Origin of the sequence: Burkholderia sp. BE17 (assembly GCF_009362305.1) — a bacterium.
Lineage (GTDB): Bacteria > Pseudomonadota > Gammaproteobacteria > Burkholderiales > Burkholderiaceae > Burkholderia > Burkholderia pyrrocinia_C.
The window spans coordinates 46045-65903 of the sequence record NZ_WHNU01000048.1 but is presented as its reverse complement, the minus strand read 5'-3'; the positions used below and the strand labels follow the sequence as shown (position 1 = coordinate 65903).

General features: G+C 74.7%; 4 protein-coding genes. All 4 read right to left on the bottom strand.

Annotated elements, in window-relative coordinates; all coding sequences use genetic code 11:
• Positions 1-43: 43 nt before the first annotated feature.
• Positions 44-265 carry an MbtH family protein gene (locus GD429_RS32930; protein ID WP_152863421.1) on the bottom strand — a complete coding sequence of 74 codons (222 nt, stop codon included), beginning with the start codon at positions 263-265 and terminating at the stop codon, positions 44-46.
• A 72-nt stretch (positions 266-337) separates the two neighbouring features.
• Positions 338-1108, bottom strand: coding sequence for an SDR family NAD(P)-dependent oxidoreductase (locus tag GD429_RS32925; RefSeq protein WP_152863419.1), 771 nt, complete (start codon positions 1106-1108; stop codon positions 338-340).
• On the bottom strand, positions 1098-12206 hold the full coding sequence (locus tag GD429_RS32920; protein ID WP_152863417.1) for a non-ribosomal peptide synthetase: 11109 nt from the start codon (positions 12204-12206) through the stop codon (positions 1098-1100). Before GD429_RS32920 ends, GD429_RS32925 begins: the two co-directional genes overlap by 11 nt.
• On the bottom strand, positions 12203-19858 hold the full coding sequence (locus tag GD429_RS32915; protein WP_193727264.1) for a non-ribosomal peptide synthetase: 7656 nt from the start codon (positions 19856-19858) through the stop codon (positions 12203-12205). The genes GD429_RS32920 and GD429_RS32915 overlap by 4 nt, the downstream gene beginning before the upstream one ends.
• Position 19859: the final 1 nt, after the last annotated feature.

The following is a 19859-nucleotide window of genomic DNA, read 5'->3' as shown; positions in this document are numbered from 1 at the left end:
TCCGTCGCTCTGTCAGTTTGGCTGGGTATCGGCAGGGCGGCGCTTACGACTGCGACTGCGCTTGTTCGAGAAAGCGCCGCAGGCTCAGCGGGCGCATGTCGGTCCACACTTCGTCGACGTAGGCGATGCATTCGTCCTCGGTGCCGGTCTTGCCGGCTTCGCGCCAGCCGGCGGGCACGGGCCGGTAGGTCGGCCAGATCGAATACTGTTCTTCGTCGTTGATGACGACCGTGTAGACGGTGTCGTGATTGTCGAGGTCTGCCATTTGCGTTCTCCTGGTTGAATCAAACAAATCCGTTATCCGAAGCGAAATCCGAAGCGAAACACGAGCCGGCGCTCAGCCGAACGCGGCGCCGCCATCGATCGCGAGCGTGCGGCCGACGTACGCGTCGCATTCGATGATGAAGCGCAGCCCGAGCCAGATTTCGTCGGTCGACACCATCCGCTTGAGCGGCATCTCGTCGATCAGCCGCGCGCGGGTCGCGGCGTCGAGCGTGGCCGCCATCGGCGTGTCGGTGAGGCCGGGCGCGAGGCCCGCGACGCGCACGCGGTGCTCGGCAAGCTCGAGCGCCCAGGTGCGGGTCAGCGCGTCGAGGCCCGCCTTCGCGGCCGCGTAGTTCGACTGCCCCGCGTTGCCGGCGCTGCTGACCGACGAGATGTTGACGATCAGGCCGTCGGTCGTCGCGCCGGCTTCGAGCCGCGCCGCGACGAACTCCCGCGCGAGCAGGAACGGCCCGGTCAGGTTGATGCCGAGCACGCTGCCCCACTGCGCAGTCGGCAGCTTGCGCGCGTAGCGCTGCGCGTCGAGCGTCGCGAGCCGGCCGTCGCGCAACACGCCCGCGTTGTTGACGAGCAGGTCGGGCACCGTGTCGGCGTCGACGAGTTCGGCCATCGCGGCCGCGACCGCGCGTTCCTGGCTGACGTCGACCGCCATCGTGCGCAGCCGCGTCGGCGCGGCGAGCGCGTCGGCGAGTGCGCGCAGGCCGGGCGCCTGGTGGTCGAGCGCGATCACGCGCGCCGCGCCCGCCGCGAGCAGCGCCTCGCAGAAGCGCTTGCCGATGCCGCTGGCCGCGCCCGTGACGAGCGCCGTGGTTCCTTCAATTCGCATCGCTGATTTCCTCGTTGATGACGTCGGTTGCGGGTTGTGCTGCCGCTCGCTGCGCCTGCTGGCGGCGCAGCGCGTCGCGTTCGGCGGGCGTCATGTCGCGCAGCCGCAGCCACGCGGCCGCGACTTTCGCCGCCGCGCCCGGCGACGTTTCGTGGCGCTCGATCAGCGCGGCCATGTCGGCCGGCGTGCGGCTCGCGAGCATGTCGCCGAGCGGCGGCTCGACACCGAACAGCTGGATCACGCGCGCGTGGATGCGGGTGAGCAGCAGCGAATTGCCGCCGAGTTCGAAGAAATCGCTGTCGGGCGCGATCGATGCGTCGTCGAACACCCGCCGCCACAGCGCGCACACCATGTCCTCGAGCGCGTTGACGGCCTGGCGCGCCGGCGCGGCGGCTGGCGGCCGCGCGGGGGCGGCGGCCGCCGCGAGCGCGCGGCGGTCGAGCTTGCCGTTCGCGGTGCGCGGCAGCGCGTCGTGCAGCGCGAACACCTGCGGAACCATGTACACGGGCAACTGGCGGGCCAGCGCGTCGCGCAGCGGCGCGTCGTCGAACGGCAGCGCCCGGTCGCGCAGCACCAGATGCGCCTCGAGCCCCCACGCGCGGCCGTCGAGCCCGCGCCGCACCGTCGCGGCCGCATCGGCGACGTTGTCGAGCGCGCGCAGGTGGGCTTCGACGTCGCCGAGCTCGATCCGGTAGCCGTTGATCTTCACCTGGTCGTCCGCGCGGCCGAGCAGCAGCAGCGTGCCGTCCTCGCCGCGCACCGCGAGGTCGCCCGTCGCGTACAGGCGGGCACCGGGTTCGGGCGACAGCGGATCGGGGCGGAAGCTGCGCGCGGTGCGGCCCGGCGCGCGCGTATAGCCCTGCGCGAGGCCCGCGCCCGCGATCGTCAGCTCGCCGACCACGCCGGGCGGCGTTTCGTGGCCGTCCGCATCGACGACGCGCAGCCGCGTCGCGTCGAGCGCGCCGCCGATGCGGGCGGCCGTGGCTGCGTCGGCGACCGGTTGCGCCGCCGACCAGATCGTCGTCTCGGTCGGCCCGTACACGTTCAACAGCGCGACGCCGCGCGCGAGCAATGCGCCGGCCAGATCGGCCGGCAGCGCCTCGCCGCCGCACCACGCGTGAAAGCCCGGCTGCGGACGCCAGTCGGCGGACAGCAGCAGGCGCCATGTGAGCGGCGTCGCCTGCAGCACGGTGGTCCGCTGCTCGGCGAGCGCGCGCGCGAGCGCCACGCCGTTCGCGGCCGTCTCGGCGGACGCGATCGCGAGGTGCGCGCGGGTCACGAGCGGCAGGAAGAGTTCCAGCGCCGCGATGTCGAACGACACGGTCGTCACGCTCGTCAGCACGTCGTCCGCGCCGAGCGGGAAGCGCGCGGCGAAGCTGCGCAGCAGGTTGGCGAGGCCGCCGCGGCGCACGTCGACGCCTTTCGGGCGGCCCGTGCTGCCCGACGTGAAGATCGTGTACGCGAGCGCGTCCGGATGCAGGCGTGGCGCTCGGGTGAGTGCGGCGTGGGCGGCAGTCGCGACGCCGCTCGTCAAGGCGGCGCCGGCGCCCGACGGCGCGATGACCTGCACGCCTGCTTCATCGAAGCCGGCGTCCGGATGCGCGACGATCGCGACCGGCTTCGCATCGGCGAGCATCATCGCGCGCCGCTCGGCGGGCAGCAGCGGATCGATCGGCACATAGGCGGCGCCGGCGAGCAGCGTGCCGACCAGTGCGGCGAGCAGATCGACCCCGCGCGGCAGACACACGGCGACCGTCGCGCCGGGACCTGCACCGGCCGCCGCGAGCCGTTCGGCGAGCGCGCCCGCCTCGGCGAACAGCGTGGCGCGCGTGACCGTGCGGTCCGGTCCGCGAACCTCGCTGTCCGGCGCGGTGTCGAGTTCGTCGGCGAACAGGTCGATCAGCGCGTCGGCGTTGGCATTGGCGTGGGCGTCGGCGTGCGGTACAGCCGCGGCCGGCGCGACTTCGGATACATGAGCGGCGAGCGCGCCGATCGTATCGCCGCGCCCCTCCGCGATGCCGGCGGCCAGCTCGACGAGTGCGTCGGCCAGGGCGTTCGCGCGCGCGGCGGGCAGCCGCGCCGTGTCGTGCACGGCGTCGATGACGAGACCGTCCGCGTTCGGCTTCACGTACAGCATCAGCGGATAGTTCGACGCCTCGTTCGCTTCGATCGCGCCGATGCGCAGGCCGCCCGCGTGTGCGTGTGCGCCCGCATCGCGGTCGAGCGGATAGTTCTCGTAGACGAACACGCTGTCGAACAGCGGCTGCTGCGCGCTCGCGCCACTCCATCGCTGGACGTCGACGAGGCTGCAGTGCTCGTGCCGCGCCACCGCCGACTGGGCGGCGAACAGCCGGCGCAGGAACGTGCCGACGGGCAGCGCGGGGCGGCAGTCGACGCGCACGGGCAGCGTCGAGATCAGCGCGCCGACCATGCGCTCGACGTCGGGCATGTCGGCGCCGCGCCCGGCGAACGTGACGCCGAACGTCACGTCGCGGGTGCGCGCAAGCCGCGACAGCAAGAGCGCATACGCGCCCTCGATCACGGTGTTGAGCGTCACGCGCTCGCGCGCGGCGACGGCGTTCAGCGCGGCCGTCAGCGCGGGCGACAGCCGGCGGCGCACCGCGCCCGGCGGCGTGGCGTGCGCGGCCGCGCCGGTGGCGGCGGGCGCGAGACCGAGATCGAGCGGGGCGTGGCGCGGGCCGAGCGTCGCGCGCCAGAATGCCTCGGCGTCGCGCAGGTCCTGCTGCGCGCGCCGCCGCGCGGCGACGAAACGCCCGTACGACGGCGCGGCGGGCAGTGACGGCGCGCGGCCGGCCGCGTCCGCCGCATAGCAGTGCGCGACTTCACCGAGCAGGATCGCCATCGACCAGCCGTCGAGCAGCGCGTGATGATGGGTCCACACGAGACGCCACGGCGCGCCGTCGCGGCGCAGCAGCGTGACGCGCATCAGCGGTGGCCGCGCGAGATCGACGCCGCGGGCGCGATCCTCGGCGAGGAACGCGGCGAGCGCCTGCTCGGCGTCGTCATGCGCGCCGATCTCGCGGATGTCGAGCTCGAGCGGCTGCGGCGCGTGCACGCGCTGCACCGGCTCGTCGAGATCGCGCCACGCGAAGCTCACGCGCAGCGCGTCGTGCCGCGCATAGACGTGCGACCACGCGCGTGCGAGGCGCGCCGGGTCGCACTCGCCGTCGACCGCCGCGACGATCTGCTCGAGGTAGACGCCCGCCGCCGCGTCGGCGGCGCGCGCGTGATACAGCATCCCCTGCTGGGTCGACGTCAGGCTCCAGATGTCGACGACGGGCGGCTCGGCGTCGAGCAGCGCCGGCAGCGCATCCGCCGGCACGCTCGCGAGCGGGAAATCGCTCGGCGCCGCCGCCTGCCGCGCGTCGCTCGCGGCGAGCAGCGCGTGCAGCTCGGCCTGCGCACGATCGGCCATGGCGCGCGCCGCGTCATTGTCGAAGCGCCGCGCGTCGTAGTTCCAGCGCACGACGAGCCGGCCGCTCGCGACGAACGACACCACGTCGAGCGCGAAGCCGCGATCGTTGTCGTCGGCGGCGATCGGGCCGCTGTCTTCGTCGGCGAGCCGGATGCGCGATGCGCTCGGCAGCGCGCCGTCGGTCTGGCCGAGATAGTTGAAGCAGACGTCGGGCAACGCGCACGTCGCGAGCGGATCGCCCGGCCCTGCCGCGTCTTGCAGCCGTCCGTAGCCGCGGCCGTGCGCGGGCACCGCGCGCAGCGCATCCTTCGCCGCACGCAGGCGTGCGAGCGGCGACGGCGCGTCGAGCCGCTCGATCGCGAGCGGGTAGAGCGTCGTGAACCAGCCGAGCGCGCGCACGAGCGCCGCGTCCGAGCCGTCGCCGCGGCCGTGGTGCTCGACCGTCACGCCGATGCTGTCCGCACGGGCCGCGTCGGCGAGCGCCGTCGCGAGCGCGGCGAGCAGGAGTTCCTGCGCGCTCGCGTGCAGCCGCGTCGCCGCGTGCTGCAGCAGGCGCGTCGTCGCGTCGGCGTCGAGCGCGTGCTCGACGGTGCGCAGGTCCGCGTAGCGCGCCGCGCCGGCCGGCGCGAGCCGGCCCGCACGTGCGATGCGCGGCGCGGTCTCGTGCCAGTAGCGCCGTTCGGCATCGTCGAGCGCGATCGTCGCCTGCGCGCGCGCCCAGGCGACGAAGCCGGACGGCGGCACGGCGACCGGCCGCGCGTGCAGCGCGTCGTGCAGGTCGCTCGTCAGCACGCGCCACGACACGCCGTCGACGATCAGGTGGTGCATCACGAGCAAGAGGCGCGCGGAGCCGTCCACGAAGCCGCGCACGTGGAGCGCGCGGAACAGCGGCGGCGCGGCGAGGTCGAGGCTGCGCTGCGCGTCGCGGGCCAGCGTGGCGAGCTCGGCAAGCGCGCCGTCGGCCGACACGCGCGCGGTGCGGAACCAGGCGTGGGGCGCCGCCGTGTCGGCCAGCAGTTCCTGCGTGACGCCCGCGTCGCCGATCGTGAAGCGCACGCGAAACACGTCGTGCGCGGCGACGACCGCGGTGAGCGCGTCGCGCACCGTGTCGTCGGCGAGTTCGCCCGGCACCTCGAGCATCAGCGCCTGATTCCAGTGCGCGGGCGCCGGCTGGCGCAGCGCGAAGAAGCGCGCCTGCGCGGGCGTAAGCGGCACCGGGCCCGGTTGCGTGGCGGCCTCGGTCTCGGCGCCGGCCAGCACCGCGATGCGCGCGAGCGCGGCGATCGTCGGGTGCTCGAACACGTCGCGCGGCGAGACTTGCCAGCCGCGCTGGCGGGCGCGCGCGCTCACCTGCAGGCTGACGATCGAGTCGCCGCCGAGCGCGAGGAAGTCGTCGTCGACGCCGATCGCGCCGACGCCGGGCAGCAGCTCGCGCCAGATGTCCGCGAGCATCTGCTCGACCGGCGTGGCGGGCGCGCGCGACGGCGCGGCGCGGCCGGCGGCATCGCCCGCCGGATCGACGGACGGAAAACCGTTGCGGTCGGTCTTGCCGTTCGGCAGCAGCGGCCAGTCGGCCGTCTCGACGAACGCGCCCGGCACGAGCGACGCGGGCAGCCGCTCGCCGAGGAAGCGCCGGTAGTCGGCCGGCGCGATATCGCCGGCAGTACTGGCGGCATCGGCGTGCCGCTCGATCCACGCGACGAGCCGTACGCTGCCGTCCGGCATCGCGCGCGGCAGCACCGCGCAGCGCCGCACGGCCGGGTGCGTCGCGAGCAGGCTTTCGATCTCGCCTGGCTCGACACGCCAGCCGCGCAGCTTCAGCTGGTGATCGCTGCGGCCGAGATAGTCGAGCCGGCCGTCGGGCAGGCGGCGTGCGAGGTCGCCGGTACGGTACAGGCGGCCGCCGGCCGCGCCCGGCAGCGGGTCGGGCCGGAACCGCCGCGCGGTTTCGCCGGGGCGGCCGTGATAGCCGCGCGCGAGCCCCGCGCCGCCGATCCAGATTTCGCCCGCGACGCCCGCCGGCACCGGCTCCATCTGCGCGTCGAGCAGGAATACGTCGACGTTGTCGATCGGCGTGCCGAGCGACGGCGACGCGAGCTCGCCTGCGTCCGTTGCGCTGTCCCGCTCGACGACCACGCCGCTCGTCGCGTCGATCGTCGCCTCGGCCGGGCCGTACAGGTTGACCAACTGCGCGCGCCATGCGTGCCGGAAGCGTTCGGCCGTCGCGCCGCGCAGCGCCTCGCCGCCGACGAACACGCGCGTCACGCGCCGCAGCCGGGCGAGCGCGACCGGATCGTCGAGGATCACGTCGAGCAGGCTCGGCACGAGCTGTACGACCGTCGCGCCGCTGCGCTCGGCCGCGTCGGCCAGCGCGTTCACGTCGCGCGACGCGTCGGCGGGCGCGAGCGCGAGCGTCGCGCCGCTCGCGAGCGGCGCCCAGAATTCCCACACCGACGCGTCGAAGCTCACCGGCGTTTTCTGCAGCACGACGTCCGTGGCGTCGAGCGGGAAGCGGCGCGCCATCCAGTGCATGTGGTTCGCGAGCGCGCCGCGCGACACGGCGATCGGCTTCGGTCGTCCGGTCGAGCCCGATGTGAAGACGAGGTACGCGAGCGCGCTATCCGGCACGTCGCGCGCGATCGGCGCGGCGCCGGCCTGCGCGGCATCGGCGCGGAAGTCGTCGAGCAGCAGCAGGTCGGCGCGCGGCGCCGGCAACTGCGCGGCCGTCGCTTCGGTCGCGACGACGAGCACGGGCCGCGCATCGTCGAGCGTCATCTGCAGCCGCGCGGCCGGCAGGCGGCCGACGTCGAGCAGGCAATACGCGCCGCCCGCCTTCAGTACGCCGACGAGCGCGACCGCGAGGCGCACGTCGCCCGGCGCGAGCGCGATCGCGACGACCGCGTCCGCGCCGATGCCGCGCGCGACCAGACGCGCGGCGAGCGCGTCCGACGCGGCGTCGAGCGCGTCGAAGTCGAGTGCATCGTCGACGCCGCGCACCGCGCAGCGTCGCGGATGCGCGTGTGCGGTGGCGCGCACGCGCGCGAGCAGGTCGCCCGCCGGCACGTCGGCCGGCTCGCCGCGCGACGCGCGCAGCACGGCGTCGTCGGCCGCGGCGAAGCGCGTGGCGGCATCGTCCGGCCGCGCCGCGAAATGCGCGGCCGCCTGCACGTAGCCATCCGCAAGCCATGCCGCCTGCGCGTCGGAGAATGCATCGCGGTCGTAGGACAGCGACACCGTCAGCCCGCGCGCGCCCTCGTTCGTGCGCGTGACCGCAAACGTCGTCGCGCACGGAATCTCGACCGCCTCGTGGCTGCGCGCCTCGAGGACGGTCAGCGCGCCGTCGCGCCGCAACGCGTCGTACGCATGGAAATCGACGAAATTGAACGACGTGTCGAACAGCGGCGTGCGCAGCGGCGCGCGCAGGCCCGCGATCGCGGCCATCGGATAGCGGCGATGCGCGAACACGTCGGCTTCGGCGGCGGCGACCGCGCGCGCGAGCGCCGTCCAGTCGCGCGCGTCGACGGCGAGCCGGAACGGCAGCGTGTTCAGGAACAGGCCGACCATCGCCGCGCCGTCCGCCTGCTCCGGGCGGCCGTTCGACACGAGGCCCGTCACGACGTCGCGCGCACCGCTCGCGAACGACAGCACCTGCAGGTGGATCGCCAGCAGCAGCGCCTTGAGCGGCAGCCCGTGGCGCTCCGCATGCGCGCGCAGCGCGGCGGCGGTCGCGTCCGGCAGCGCGCGATCGTGCCGGCCGGCGCGCGGCGACTGCAGATCGCGCGCCGGATGCGGCCAGCGCGGCAGCGCGGCGGCCGGCGCGCCGGCCAGCCGTTCGGTCCAGAAGCGGCGCGTCTCGGCGTCGTCGAGCGCGGCTTGCTCCAGCCGCACGAATTCGCGATACGGCGTGGCCGGCGCGACGAGCTCGCCGCCGCCGACCAGCGTCGCGAAATCGGCGAGCAACCGCGCGACGCTCCAGCCGTCGAGGATCGCGTGATGGAACGCGATGCCGATCTGCCAATCGTCGCCGCCGAGCGCCTGCAGCACGATGCGTAGCGGCGACGGCTGCCGCGGGTCGCAGCGCTCGGCGCGCAGCCGCTCGAGCAGGCCGGTGAAGCGGCGTTCGCGTTCGAGCGGGTCGAGCGCGCTCAGGTCCTCGAGATCCCAGCGCGGCGTCGCGCGCGCATGGACGAGCTGCAGCGGCCGCTCGACGTTGTCGAGCAGGAAGCGCGTGCGCAGCACCGGATGCGCGGCGGCGAGCGCGTCGAGCGCCGCGGGAACGCGCTCGACGTCGATGCGGGCCCGCACGTGGAAGCACATCGCGTCGTAGTACAGGTCCCGTTCGTCGCCCGATTCGGCGTGGTGCAGCATGCCGGCCTGCAGGCGCGCGAGCGGGTACGCATCCTCGATATCCGCCGGCAGGCGGCGGCGCTCGTCGCCACCGATCAGCGAGAACGGCGCGGCCGGCGGCGCGCTTTCGCGCGGCGCGGGCGCGTGTTGCCCGTCGCGCGGCTTCGCGGCCAGCAGCGCCTCGATCGTCCGGTGCCGAAACAGGTCGGCGATGTCGATGTCGAAGCCGCGCTCGCGCGCGAGGCCGGCGACGCGGATACTGCGGATCGAATCGCCGCCGAGCGCGAAATAGTCGTCGCGCACGCCGACCGTGTCGACGCCGAGCGCTTCGTGCCAGACGGCCGCGAGCGCTTCCTCGTCGGCGTTGCGCGGCGCGACGTGCGCATCCGCCTCGCGGGCCGGCGCGGGCAGCGCGCGCCGGTCGAGCTTGCCGTTCGACGTCAGCGCGAACGCGGGCGTCGCGATCAGGAACGACGGCACTTCGTGCGCGGGCAGCCGCGCGTCGAGATGGCGGCGCAGCGCGTCGACGTCGACCGTGACGCCGGGGCGCCCGACGAACCACGCGCACAGGCGCGCGTCCCGGGCCGCCGCATCGCTGCGCTCGGCCGCGACGAACGCGTCGGCGACGCCCGGATACGCGAGCAGCGCCGCGCGGACTTCGTTCGGCTCGATCCGGTGGCCGCGGATCTTGAGCGCATCGTCGCCGCGGCCGATGTAGACGAGTTCGCCGTGCGCGTCGCGCCGCGCGAGATCGCCGGAATGATAGACGCGCGCCGCGCCGACACCCGTGAAGCGCTGCGCGGTGAGTTCCGGCCGGTTCAGGTAGCCGAGCGCGACGCCCGCGCCGCCGACCAGGATCTCGCCCGTCGCGCCGTCGGGCACGTCGTGGCCGCACGCGTCGACGACGCGGATCGTCAGGTCCGCGAGCGGCTCGCCGATCGGCGACGCATCGGCGTCCACGTCCTGCGCGCGCATCGTGCGCAGCGTCGCGTGCACGGTGATCTCGGTGATCCCGTACAGGTTGTTCAGGTGCGGCGTCGCGTCGCCGCGCCGCGCGATCCAGCCGGCGAGGTCGCGCGGATGCAGCGCCTCGCCGCCGAACACGACGTGGCGCAGCGCGAGCGCGGGCCGCCGCTCGGCATCGGCCGCGTCGAGTATCCGGAACGACGACGGCGTCTGGCTCAGCATCGTCACGCGCTCGGCGTCGAGCAGCGCGAGAAGCGCGTGCGGATCGCGCGCGGTCTCCCGCGAGGCGATCACGACGCGGCCGCCGTGCAGCAGCGCGCCCCACAGCTCCCAGACGGAGAAGTCGAATGCGAACGAATGCGTGCAGCTCCACGTATCGTGCGGGCCGAAGCCGAAGTGTGCGCGCGTCACGGCGAACAGGCGGCTCACGTTGTCGTGGCTGACGAGCACGCCTTTCGGCTGGCCGGTCGAGCCCGACGTGTAGATCACGTAGGCCGGCTGATCGCGCTCGACCGGCTCGAACGCGGTGTCGTCGGCCGGCGCCGGCCAGCTGTCGACGTCGTCGATCAGCAGCAGCTCGCAGCCTCGCGGCGCGCGCGCGGCGGTCGAACCCACGGCGAGCAGCTGGCGCGCGCCGCTGTCGGCGACGAGGTACGCGAGCCGTTCGTCCGGGTGCGTGCTGTCGAGCGGCACATAGCAGCCGCCCGCGAGCAGCACGCCGAGCATCGCCGCGACGGCCGATGCGTCGCGCTCGAGCAGCAGCGCCACGCGATCGCCGCGCGCGAGGCCGGCCGCGCGCAGCCGCGCGGCGATCGCGCGGGCGTGCGCGGCGAGCTGCGCGTAGGATGCGTGGCCGCCCGGATGCGTGACGGCGATGCGCTCGCCCGCATCGGAAGCGACCGCGAGAAACTGTTGCGCGAGGCCGAGGCCGAGGGCGGGCGTCGGGCGTTCGGCGGTTGCCGGCACCGCAGGCACCGGCGGCGCTGCCGGCCGTTGCGGCCGCAGGCCGATGTCGCGCAGCGGCGCCGCCGCGTGCGCGACGAACGCATGCACGACATGCAGCACCGCGTCGAGCACGCCTTGCGCCGCGTGCGCGTCGATGCGCGCCTCGTCGAAGCCGAGCTTCACGCCGATGCTGTCCGGCCCCGGCGCGAAGCTCAGCGTCAGCGGCAGGTGCGTGTGCTCTTCCTGCCGGACCTCCGAGATCCGGAAGCCGACGTCGGCCGATTCGAGTGCGTCCTGCAGCGGGAAGTTGTCGACGGCGACCAGGCATTCGAACAGCGGCCGGTCCGGCGCGACGCCGGCCGCGTCGCGCACGTCGGGCAGCGCGCAATGCGCGAGCCGCAGCAGGCCGTGCTGGCCGCGCTGCACGTCGCCGAGCCACTCGGCGACGCTCAGTGCGTCCGGCACCGCGACGCGGAACGGCACGGTGTTCGCGAGCAGCCCCACCATCTGCTGGATACCGTCGACCGGCGCGGTGCGGCCCGACAGCACGAGCCCGAACACGGCTTCGCCGGCGCGCGCGAGGCGGCTCAGCACGAACGCGCACGCGCCGATCAGCACGGTGCCGGCGGTTACCCGCGCCGTTGCCGCGAGCCGCGCGACGTCGGCCGCGGGCAGCGCGGCGCGCAGCGCGCGCATGCGCCGGCCGTCCTCGCCGGGCCGCGCCGGGCGATCGACGCCGAGCGGCATCGGCAGGCTCGCGCCGTCCAGCAGCGTGCGCCACGCGTCGACGTCTCGTGCGCGATCCTGCGCGCCGAGCCAGTCGACGTAATCGGCGAAGCGGGCGGTGACGGGCAGCGCCGCGTGCGCCGGATCCGCGTAGAGCGCGAAGAAATCCTTCAGCACGAGCGGCAGCGACCAGCCGTCGATGATCACGTGATGGTGGGTCCAGACCAGCGTCCAGCGCGTGTCTTCGTCGCGGATCAGCGCGACCCGCATCAGCGGCGGACGGTTCAGCCGGAAGCCCTGCCGGCGCTGTTCGTCGGCGAAGCGGGCGAGCGCGTCGGCGCGGGCGGCGGCGGGGCGCTCGCGCCAGTCCTCGACGGTCAGCGGCACCGTCGCATCGGTGAACACGACTTGCCGGGGCTCAGACTGGCCGCGCGTGACGAACGCGCTGCGCAGCGTCTCGTGACGGCGCACGAGCGCCGCGAGCGCGGCACGGAAGCGCTCGGGATCGACGTCGCCGTCGAGCCGGCAGACGATCTGCTCGAGATACGCGGGGCTGTCGGGCGCCGCGAGCGCGTGAAACAGCATGCCGCGCTGCAGCGGCGACAGCCCGATGATGCGTTCCACGGCGGGAACGGATCGCGGGTCGGAAACGGCGGGGCGGTTCTGAGCTTGGCTCATTCTGTATCCGTGAGGTCGAGAAGCAGGGCATCGAGTTCGGCAGGCTGCAACTGCTCGCCGCCGGGAAGCGGCGACGCGGCAGGCGATGCGTCGGGGTCCGTCGCGGCTTGCGCAGCGAGATGCGCGCACAAGGCGCGCAGCGCGTCGTCGGTCAGCGCGGCGAGGCGTTCGATGTCGGGCGGCGGGGCGGTCACCGCACCGTCTGTACCGCCGGTCGGCACACCGCTGTACGCGAAGCGGATCGACAGCGCGCCGGCCGTGATCGCCGCGTCGATCGCGAGCGGATGCAGCACCGGGTCGTCGGGCGCGCGGCCGTCCGGCAGGCCATCCGCCACGACGCGCGCGCCGAGTTCGGGCAGCGCGCCGGCGTCGCCGTCGGCGGCGGTGCCGAGATAGTTCCAGCTGACCGCGCGCGGATGCGCATCGGCGAGCGTGCCGTGCTGCGTCAGCACGCCGAAGCCGACGCCGCCGTCGGGTACCGCGCGCAGCAGCGCCTTCGCGCGGGCGATCGCGGCATCCCAGTCGTCGTCGGCTTCGAGGCGCAGCGGGTAGACGCAGGTGAACCAGCCGACCGTCTGCGACACGTCGGCGTCGATGCCCGCCGGTGCCTGCCGGCCGTGGCCTTCGACGTCGACCTGCAATGCGGCGCCGTCGGTCCAGCGATGCCATGCGTGTGCGAGCGCGGCCAGCAGCAGCTCGTGCGTGCGGGTGTCGCGCACCCGGTTGAGCGGGCCGTTCAGCCGGGCGGTGAATTCGGCGTCGAACCCGAGCCGCACGACGTCGAGCGCGTCGACGCGGCCCGGTGCGCCGAGCGTGTCGGCGGCGTCGCGTGACGTCGCGGCCAGCACCGCTTCCCAGAAGCCGCGCTCGGTCTCGCGGGCGCTGGCGGTCGCGGCGAGCGCGTCGTTCCAGCGGCGGTAGCTCGTCGCGCGCGGCGCGGGTGGCAGCGGTTCGCCGCGCCGGATGGCGCCATGGCAGGCGTCGAGATCGGCGAGCAGGATGCGCCACGACGCGACGTCCATCACCAGATGGTGGGCGACGACGATCAACTCCGGCGTGCCGCTCGGGCCCTGCGGCACGTACGCGGCATGCGCGACGGGGCCGCGCACCGGATCGAGCGTCGCCTGCAACGCGGCCGCGTACGCGCCGAGCGCCGCGTCGTCGGCGAGCGCGGCGGGCGCGATCGAAAGCGGCAGCAGCGCGGCGCCGTCGCGCGGCGCATAGCGCTGCCGCCAGCCGTTCGCATCCCGTTCGACGCGCAGCCGTAGCGCGTCGTGACGCAGCGCGAGCGTGGCCAGCGTGCGGGCGAGCGTGGGGGGATCGAGCGGCGCCGCGAGCGCGAGCCGCACGTCGATCGTGAAGCGTCGCGGCGCGTCGATGCCGGCCGCGCCGCGTTCGAGGAACCAGCGCTGGATCGGCGCGAGCGGCACGTCGGCCGCGTCGGGTTCCGGCTCGGCCGCGCGCACCGGCGCCTGCGCCGCGTCGCGTGCGCGCCAGAGGTCGGCGATCGCGCGCGGCGTGCGCAGCTCCAGCACTTCGCCCGCGCCGACCCGGATACCGTGCCGCAGCAGCGTCGCGCCGACCTGCAACGCGAGAATCGAGTCGCCGCCGAGCACGAAATAGTCGTCGTCGACGCGCGCATCGGGTACGCCGAGCACCTGGCGGAACGCGTCGCGCACCCAGCGCTCGACGTCGTCGCGCGGCGCGTCGGCCGCCGCAGTATCGGCCGTTGCGTCATCGGCCGTGCGCGGCGCGGGCGCGTGCGCCTCGCGCAGCGCCGCGCGATCGATCTTGCCCGACGCCGTGAGCGGCCATGCCGTCACGGCGACGAAGCGCGCCGGCACTTCGTGCGGCGCGAGCGAATGCGCGGCCCGTGCGCGCAGCGCGTCGGCGTCGAACCCGGCGGCGTCGCGCGGCATCACGAACGCGGTCAGTTCCGGGCGACGTCCGGTTTCCGTCACGTCGACCAGCGCCTCGCGCACCGCCGGATCGCGCAGCAGCACGCCGGCGATGCCGTCCGGATCGATCCGGTAGCCGCGCAGCTTCACGTGGCCGCCCGCGCGGCCGAGATAGCGGATCGAACCGTCGGCGAGCCTGACGCCGCGGTCGCCGGTCCGGTACAGGCGCGCGCCGGGCTCGCCCGACGTCGGGTCCGGCACGAAGCTCGCGGCGGTGAGCCCGGCGCGGCCGAGATAGCCGCGCGCAAGCGCGGGCCCGCCGACGCAGATCTCGCCGGCGACGCCGATCGGCGCCACCCCGAGCCATTCGTCGAGCACGACGGTCCGCACGCCGTCGATGCCCGCCCCGATCGGCGGCAGCGGCTCGTGCGCGTCGCAGACATGCAGGCTCGCGCAGACGGTCGCTTCGCTCGGCCCGTACGCATTGACGACGCGCCGGCCGCGCGCCCAGCGCGCGAGCAGCCCGGCGGGCGCGGCCTCGCCGGCGGCGACGATCGTTTCGACGCCGGTGAGCGCGGCGTCGTCGAGCGCCGCGAGGAGCGACGGCGGCAACGTGACGTGCGTGACGCGGCCCGTGCGGGCGGCGTCGAGCAGCGCGTCCGATGTGCCGCTCTGCTTCGCGCCTTCCGGCGGCAGCACGAGTGCGGCGCCGCTCGACAGTGCGGTGAAGATCTCCGCGACCGACGCGTCGAACGTGAGCGGCGGGAACAGGAAGATGCGGCTACCCGCGTCGACCGCGAACCCCGCGTGCATCGCGCGGCACATGTTCGCGATGCCCGCGTGCGTGACGCCGACGCCTTTCGGCTCGCCGGTCGAGCCGGACGTGTAGATCACGTATGCGAGGCTCGATGACGGCAGCGGCGGTGCGTCCGCTTCCCCTTCCGACAGGTCGCCGGCGGCATCGAGCAGGCCCGCGACGCGCAGCGCGACGACACCGTCCGCATCGGGCGGCGTTGCGTCGTCCGGGACGAGCACGAAGCGCGCACCGGCGTCGCGCAGCATGTAGCTCAGGCGCGCCGGCGGATAGTGCGGATCGAGCGGCAGATACGCGGCGCCCGCCTTCAGGATGCCGAGCAGCGCGGCGATCGCGTTCGCGCCGCGCGGCAGCATCATCCCGACGACCGTCTCCGGCCCGGCACCGAGCCGGCGCAAGTGCGCGGCGATGGTGCTGGCGCGCTGCGCGAGCGCCGCGTAGGTCAGCGTGGCCGCCGGCGTGATCAGCGCGGGCGCGTCCGGCTGGCGCGCGGCAGTGCGCTCGAACAGCGCATGCGCGAGCGGCGCTTCGGGTGCCGCGCCATCGTGCCGGGCGGGCGCGCTCGGCACGGTGTCGGGCCGCGCGGCCGGCTCGTCACCCACTTCGGCCAGCGTCGCGTCCGGCGTCGCGGCGAACCGCTCGACGAGCCGCGCGAGCCGGTCGACGAGCGCCGCCGCCTGCGCGTCCGGATAGCGGTTCGCGTCGTATTCGAGCCGCAGCGCGAAGCGCTCGCCGGGAATGATCGCGAGCGTGACCGGGTAATTCGTGTGCTCGTGATAGTCGGGCCGCGCGAACACGAGGCCGTCGGGCGCGGCGAAGTCGCCTTCGACCGGATAGTTCTCGAACACGACGAGCGTATCGAACAGCTCGTTCGTGTCCGCGCCGGCCGCGCGCAGGATGTCGGACAGGCGCTCGTGCTCGCTCGCGTGCAGCTCGGCGAGCGCCTGCTGCACACGCGCGAGCAGCGCGCGCACGGTCTGTGCCGGCGCGAGCGTCACGCGCAGCGGCAGCGTGTTGATGAACAGGCCGATCATCGCGTCGGCGCCCGGCGCACCGCTCGAGCGGCCCGACAACGTGACGCCGAACGCGACGTCGGCGCCGACGCCGCTGCGCGCGAGCAGCAGCGCCCACGCGGCGTCGAACACAGTGCTCGGCGTCACGCCCGCGTCACGCGCGAGCCGCTCGATCGCGTCGCTCGCTGCGTGCGTCAGCGCGACGTCGTGGCGCGCCTGGCGCGCCGGCCCGCGCGCGGGAGCGGCGAGGCGGGCGGGCGCGAGCCCCGCGAGGCGGGCGCGCCACGCTTCGTGCGTCGCACCCGGCGCGCGCAGCGCCAGCCACGCGAGATGGTCGGCGAACCGGCGCGGCGCGGGCAGCGCCGCGTCGCGCCCCGTATAGATCGCGATCAGCTCGCGGAAGAACACCGGGATCGACCAGCCGTCGAGCAGGATGTGATGGAAGCTCCACAGCCAGCGATGCCGCTGCGGGCCGAGCGTCGCGATCGTCAGCCGCATCAGCGGCGGGCGCGCGAGGTCGAACGGCCGCGCGGCGTCGTCGCGCAGCCATTGCGCGAGCCGTGCGTCCTGCGCGGCGGGCGTGGCGGCGTCGGACCAGTCAAGCCATGCGACGGGCAGCGTCGATTGTGCGTCGACGAACTGGATCGGCCGGCCGCCCGCACGCGCGACGAAGCCCGCGCGCAACGCGTCGTGCCGCGCGAGCATCGCCTGCCAGGCGGCCGCGAAGCGCGGCAGGTCGAGCGGGCCGTCGACGACGGCCGTGATCTGCTCGTGGAATGCGCGCGAGTCGCGATGAATGCTCGTCTCGAACAGCATGCCTTCCTGCAGCGGCGTGAGGCTGGCCAGCATCGCCGCGTGGGCGACCTCGGGCGCCAGTTCGTCCATCTCGCGCTGCGCGACGCGTGCGAGCGGATGGTCGGCCGCGAGCCGTGGCGCGGCGGCGATCGCATCGAGCAGCGCGTCGAGCCGCGCGATCCAGCGCTGCGCTGCGTCGTGCACGCGCTGCGGATCGAGCACCTGCGGCGCATAGCGCCAGTCCATCCGCAGCTCGCCGTCGATCACGCTCGCGACCACGTCGAGCGTGAAGCTGCGGCGGTTCATCGCGCCGCGCTCGCCGGCGATCAGGTCCGGACGCAACGCGAACGCGCCGTTCGCCGGGCGGCCGATCACGCCGAGGAAGTTGAAGCTGATCTCGGGCAGGCCGGCGGCGTCGAGGCGTTGCCGTGCGTCGGTCGAGGCCCCGAGCCAGCGCGCGAGGCCGTATTCGTGGCGGCGCGGCGCGAGCGCGGCGAGTGCGTGGGCGGCGCGCGCGAGCAGGTCGAGCGGCGCGTCGTTCCGCAGGCAGCCGTCGAGCACGAGCGGGCTGAGCGCGGTGAACCAGCCGACGAGCGACGATGCGTCGACGCCGTATTCGCCGTCCCGGCCGTGATGTTCGAGCGTCAGCGCGACGCGCTCGCTGTCGAGTGCGGGCGCGAGCGCCGCGCACAGCGACGCGATCAGGATCGCCTGGGTGCGCGAACGCCGGCCGCCCGGGCCGGCGTCGAGCAGGCGCGCGGTCTGTCGCGGCGACAGCCGCCACGTGTCGACCCGCGTCTCGGCTTCGAGGCCCGGGGCCGGCGCGCGCGTCGGCAGCGCCGCGAAGCCGCCTGCGGCGAGCGCGAGCCACGGCGCAGGGTCGGCCGCCAGCGCGGCGACGCTCGCCGCGCGATGCCAGTCCGCGAGCGACGCGGCCGGAGCCGGCGGCGGTGCGTCGCCCGCGAGCGACGCGGCGAGCTGATGCAGCAGCACCGACCACGAGAACGCGTCGACGGCGACGTGATGCACGGCGAGCGCGAGCAGCGCCGGCGCGCCGTCGCGGTGGATCAGCGCGGCGCGTGCGAGCGGGCCGTTGCGCAGGTCGAGCCGCGCGGCGAGCGACGCGACGGTCGCGCGCGCGTCGTCGTCGTTCGCGGCCGTGCAGACGTCCAGCGGGAAGTGTTCGGTTTCGTCCTGCCGGCCGCCGTCGCCATCGTCCGGCGCGAAGGTGACGCTCGCGCGGCCTGCGTCGAGCGTCACGCGCTGGCGCAGCGCCGCGTGCCGCGCGGCCAGTTGCCGCAACGCGTCGCGCAGCGGCTCGGGCGCGATCGCGTGGGTCGTCTCGACGACGATCGTCTGCGCCCAGTGATTCGGCTCGGCCAGGCCGAGCTGCGCGAACCACGCGACGATCGGCGTCGGCGGCAGCGGGGCATCCGCGTGCGGCTCGCCGGCCGCGTGCGGTGCGGCCAGCGGCGCGTGGTCGCGCGGTGCGCGATCGAGTTCGTCGGCGAGCGCGCGCAGGGTGGCGCCGCCGAGCATCTGGCCGGGCGTCAGGTGCAGCCCCTTGCCGCGCGCCTCGACGATCGCGCGCAGCGCGCTCAGACTGTCGCCGCCGAGCGAGAAGAAGCTGTCGTCGCGGCCGGGCTCGCGGCCCAGGATGCGGGCCCAGACCTCGGCGAGCGCCTGCTCGGTCGCGGTAGCGGGTGGCGTCGGGGACGCGTCGGCGTGGCTGTCTGCCGTTGCGTCGGGCGCCGCTGCGTCGGAGGCCGGCGCGGCGGACGCAGGCTGCGGGGCCGCGAGCCCCGGCAGCGGCAGCCGCGCGATCGGCGCGAGCGGGTCACGCAACGCCGCGTCGAGCAGGTCGGCGAAGCTGGCGAGCCACGCGTCGGCGGTCGGCGCATCGAGCACGTCGCAGCGATGCTCGAGCGCCGCATGCAGCCCATTCGCACGCGGCTCCAGCATCATCGTCAGGTCGAATTTCGCGGTGGCCGGATACACGGGCACGACCTCGAGCGACAGCGTGCCGAGCGTCGGCGCGCGCAGCGGTGCGCTCTGCAGCGCGAACAGCGCGTGGAACAGCGGCGTGTCGACCGCGTCGCGCGCATGCCGCCGCGCGACCTCGTCGAACGGCGCGCGCGAATGCGCGAACGCTTCCAGCACGACGCCGCGGCAGCGCGCGACCAGCGTCGCGAAATCGGGCTCGCCCGACAGGTCGACGTCGAGCACGAGCGTATTCGCGAAGAAGCCGATCATCGGCTCGAATTCCGGGCGCAGCCGGTTCGCGACCGGCGTGCCGATCGCAAGCCGCGTCGCGCCGCTCGCGCGATGCAGCAGCGCGGCGAACGCGGCGAGCAGCACGACGAACGGCGTCGTGTCCGCTTCGCGCGCACATTGCTCGATACGCCCGGCGTGCAGCGTGGCGAGCGGGCGCTGCGTCGTCCGTCCGGGCACCGCGCGCCGAGCGGTCGGTACGGCCGGTACGGCCGTGCGCGGGAACGGCAACGGCGCGAGCGGTGCGAGCCGGCTTGCCCAGAAATCGACGTCGGCCGTCAACGCGTCGCCGGCTTCTTCTTCCCAGGTCGCGTAGTCGCCGTACTGGAGTTCGGGCTCGTCGGGCGCGCTCGCGTCGCCGCCGGTTTCGAACGCGTATTGCGCATCTAGCTCGCCGACGATCCGGTCGAGCGACCAGCCGTCGCACGCGATGTGATGGATCACCAGCGACAGCACGTGCTCGTCCGGTGCGAGCGCGAACAGCGTCGCGCGCAGCATCTGCGGGCGGTGCAGGTCGAACGGCGTCGCCGCTTCAGCGGCGAGGCGCGCGTGCAGCGCGTCGCGCACGAGCGGTTCGCGCGCCAGCTCGAAGGAGGCGTGCGGGTGCACGAACTGCATCGGCTGGCCGTCGACCGCGCCGTAGCTCGTGCGCAGGATTTCGTGGCGGCGCACGAGCGCGTCGAGGCTGCGCGCGAGCGCGCCGGCGTCGAGCGCGCCGACGATACGCAGCGCGAGCGGGATCGCGTAGGCGGTCGAGTCCGGGTCGAGCTGCGCCAGCATCCACAGGCGCCGCTGCGCGCGCGATTGCGGAAAGACGAAGACGTCGTGCGTGTCGAGCGGATCGCGGTTCGTTTGCGTCATC

What these genes read in the sequence shown, in the direction of transcription:
- GD429_RS32920 (WP_152863417.1), bottom strand. Translation starts at nt 12,206, where the DNA reads ATGAGCCAAGCTCAGAACCGCCCCGCCGTTTCCGACCCGCGATCCGTT.
- GD429_RS32925 (WP_152863419.1), bottom strand. Translation starts at nt 1,108, where the DNA reads ATGCGAATTGAAGGAACCACGGCGCTCGTCACGGGCGCGGCCAGCGGC.
- GD429_RS32930 (WP_152863421.1), bottom strand. Translation starts at nt 265, where the DNA reads ATGGCAGACCTCGACAATCACGACACCGTCTACACGGTCGTCATCAAC.
- GD429_RS32915 (WP_193727264.1), bottom strand. Translation starts at nt 19,858, where the DNA reads ATGACGCAAACGAACCGCGATCCGCTCGACACGCACGACGTCTTCGTC.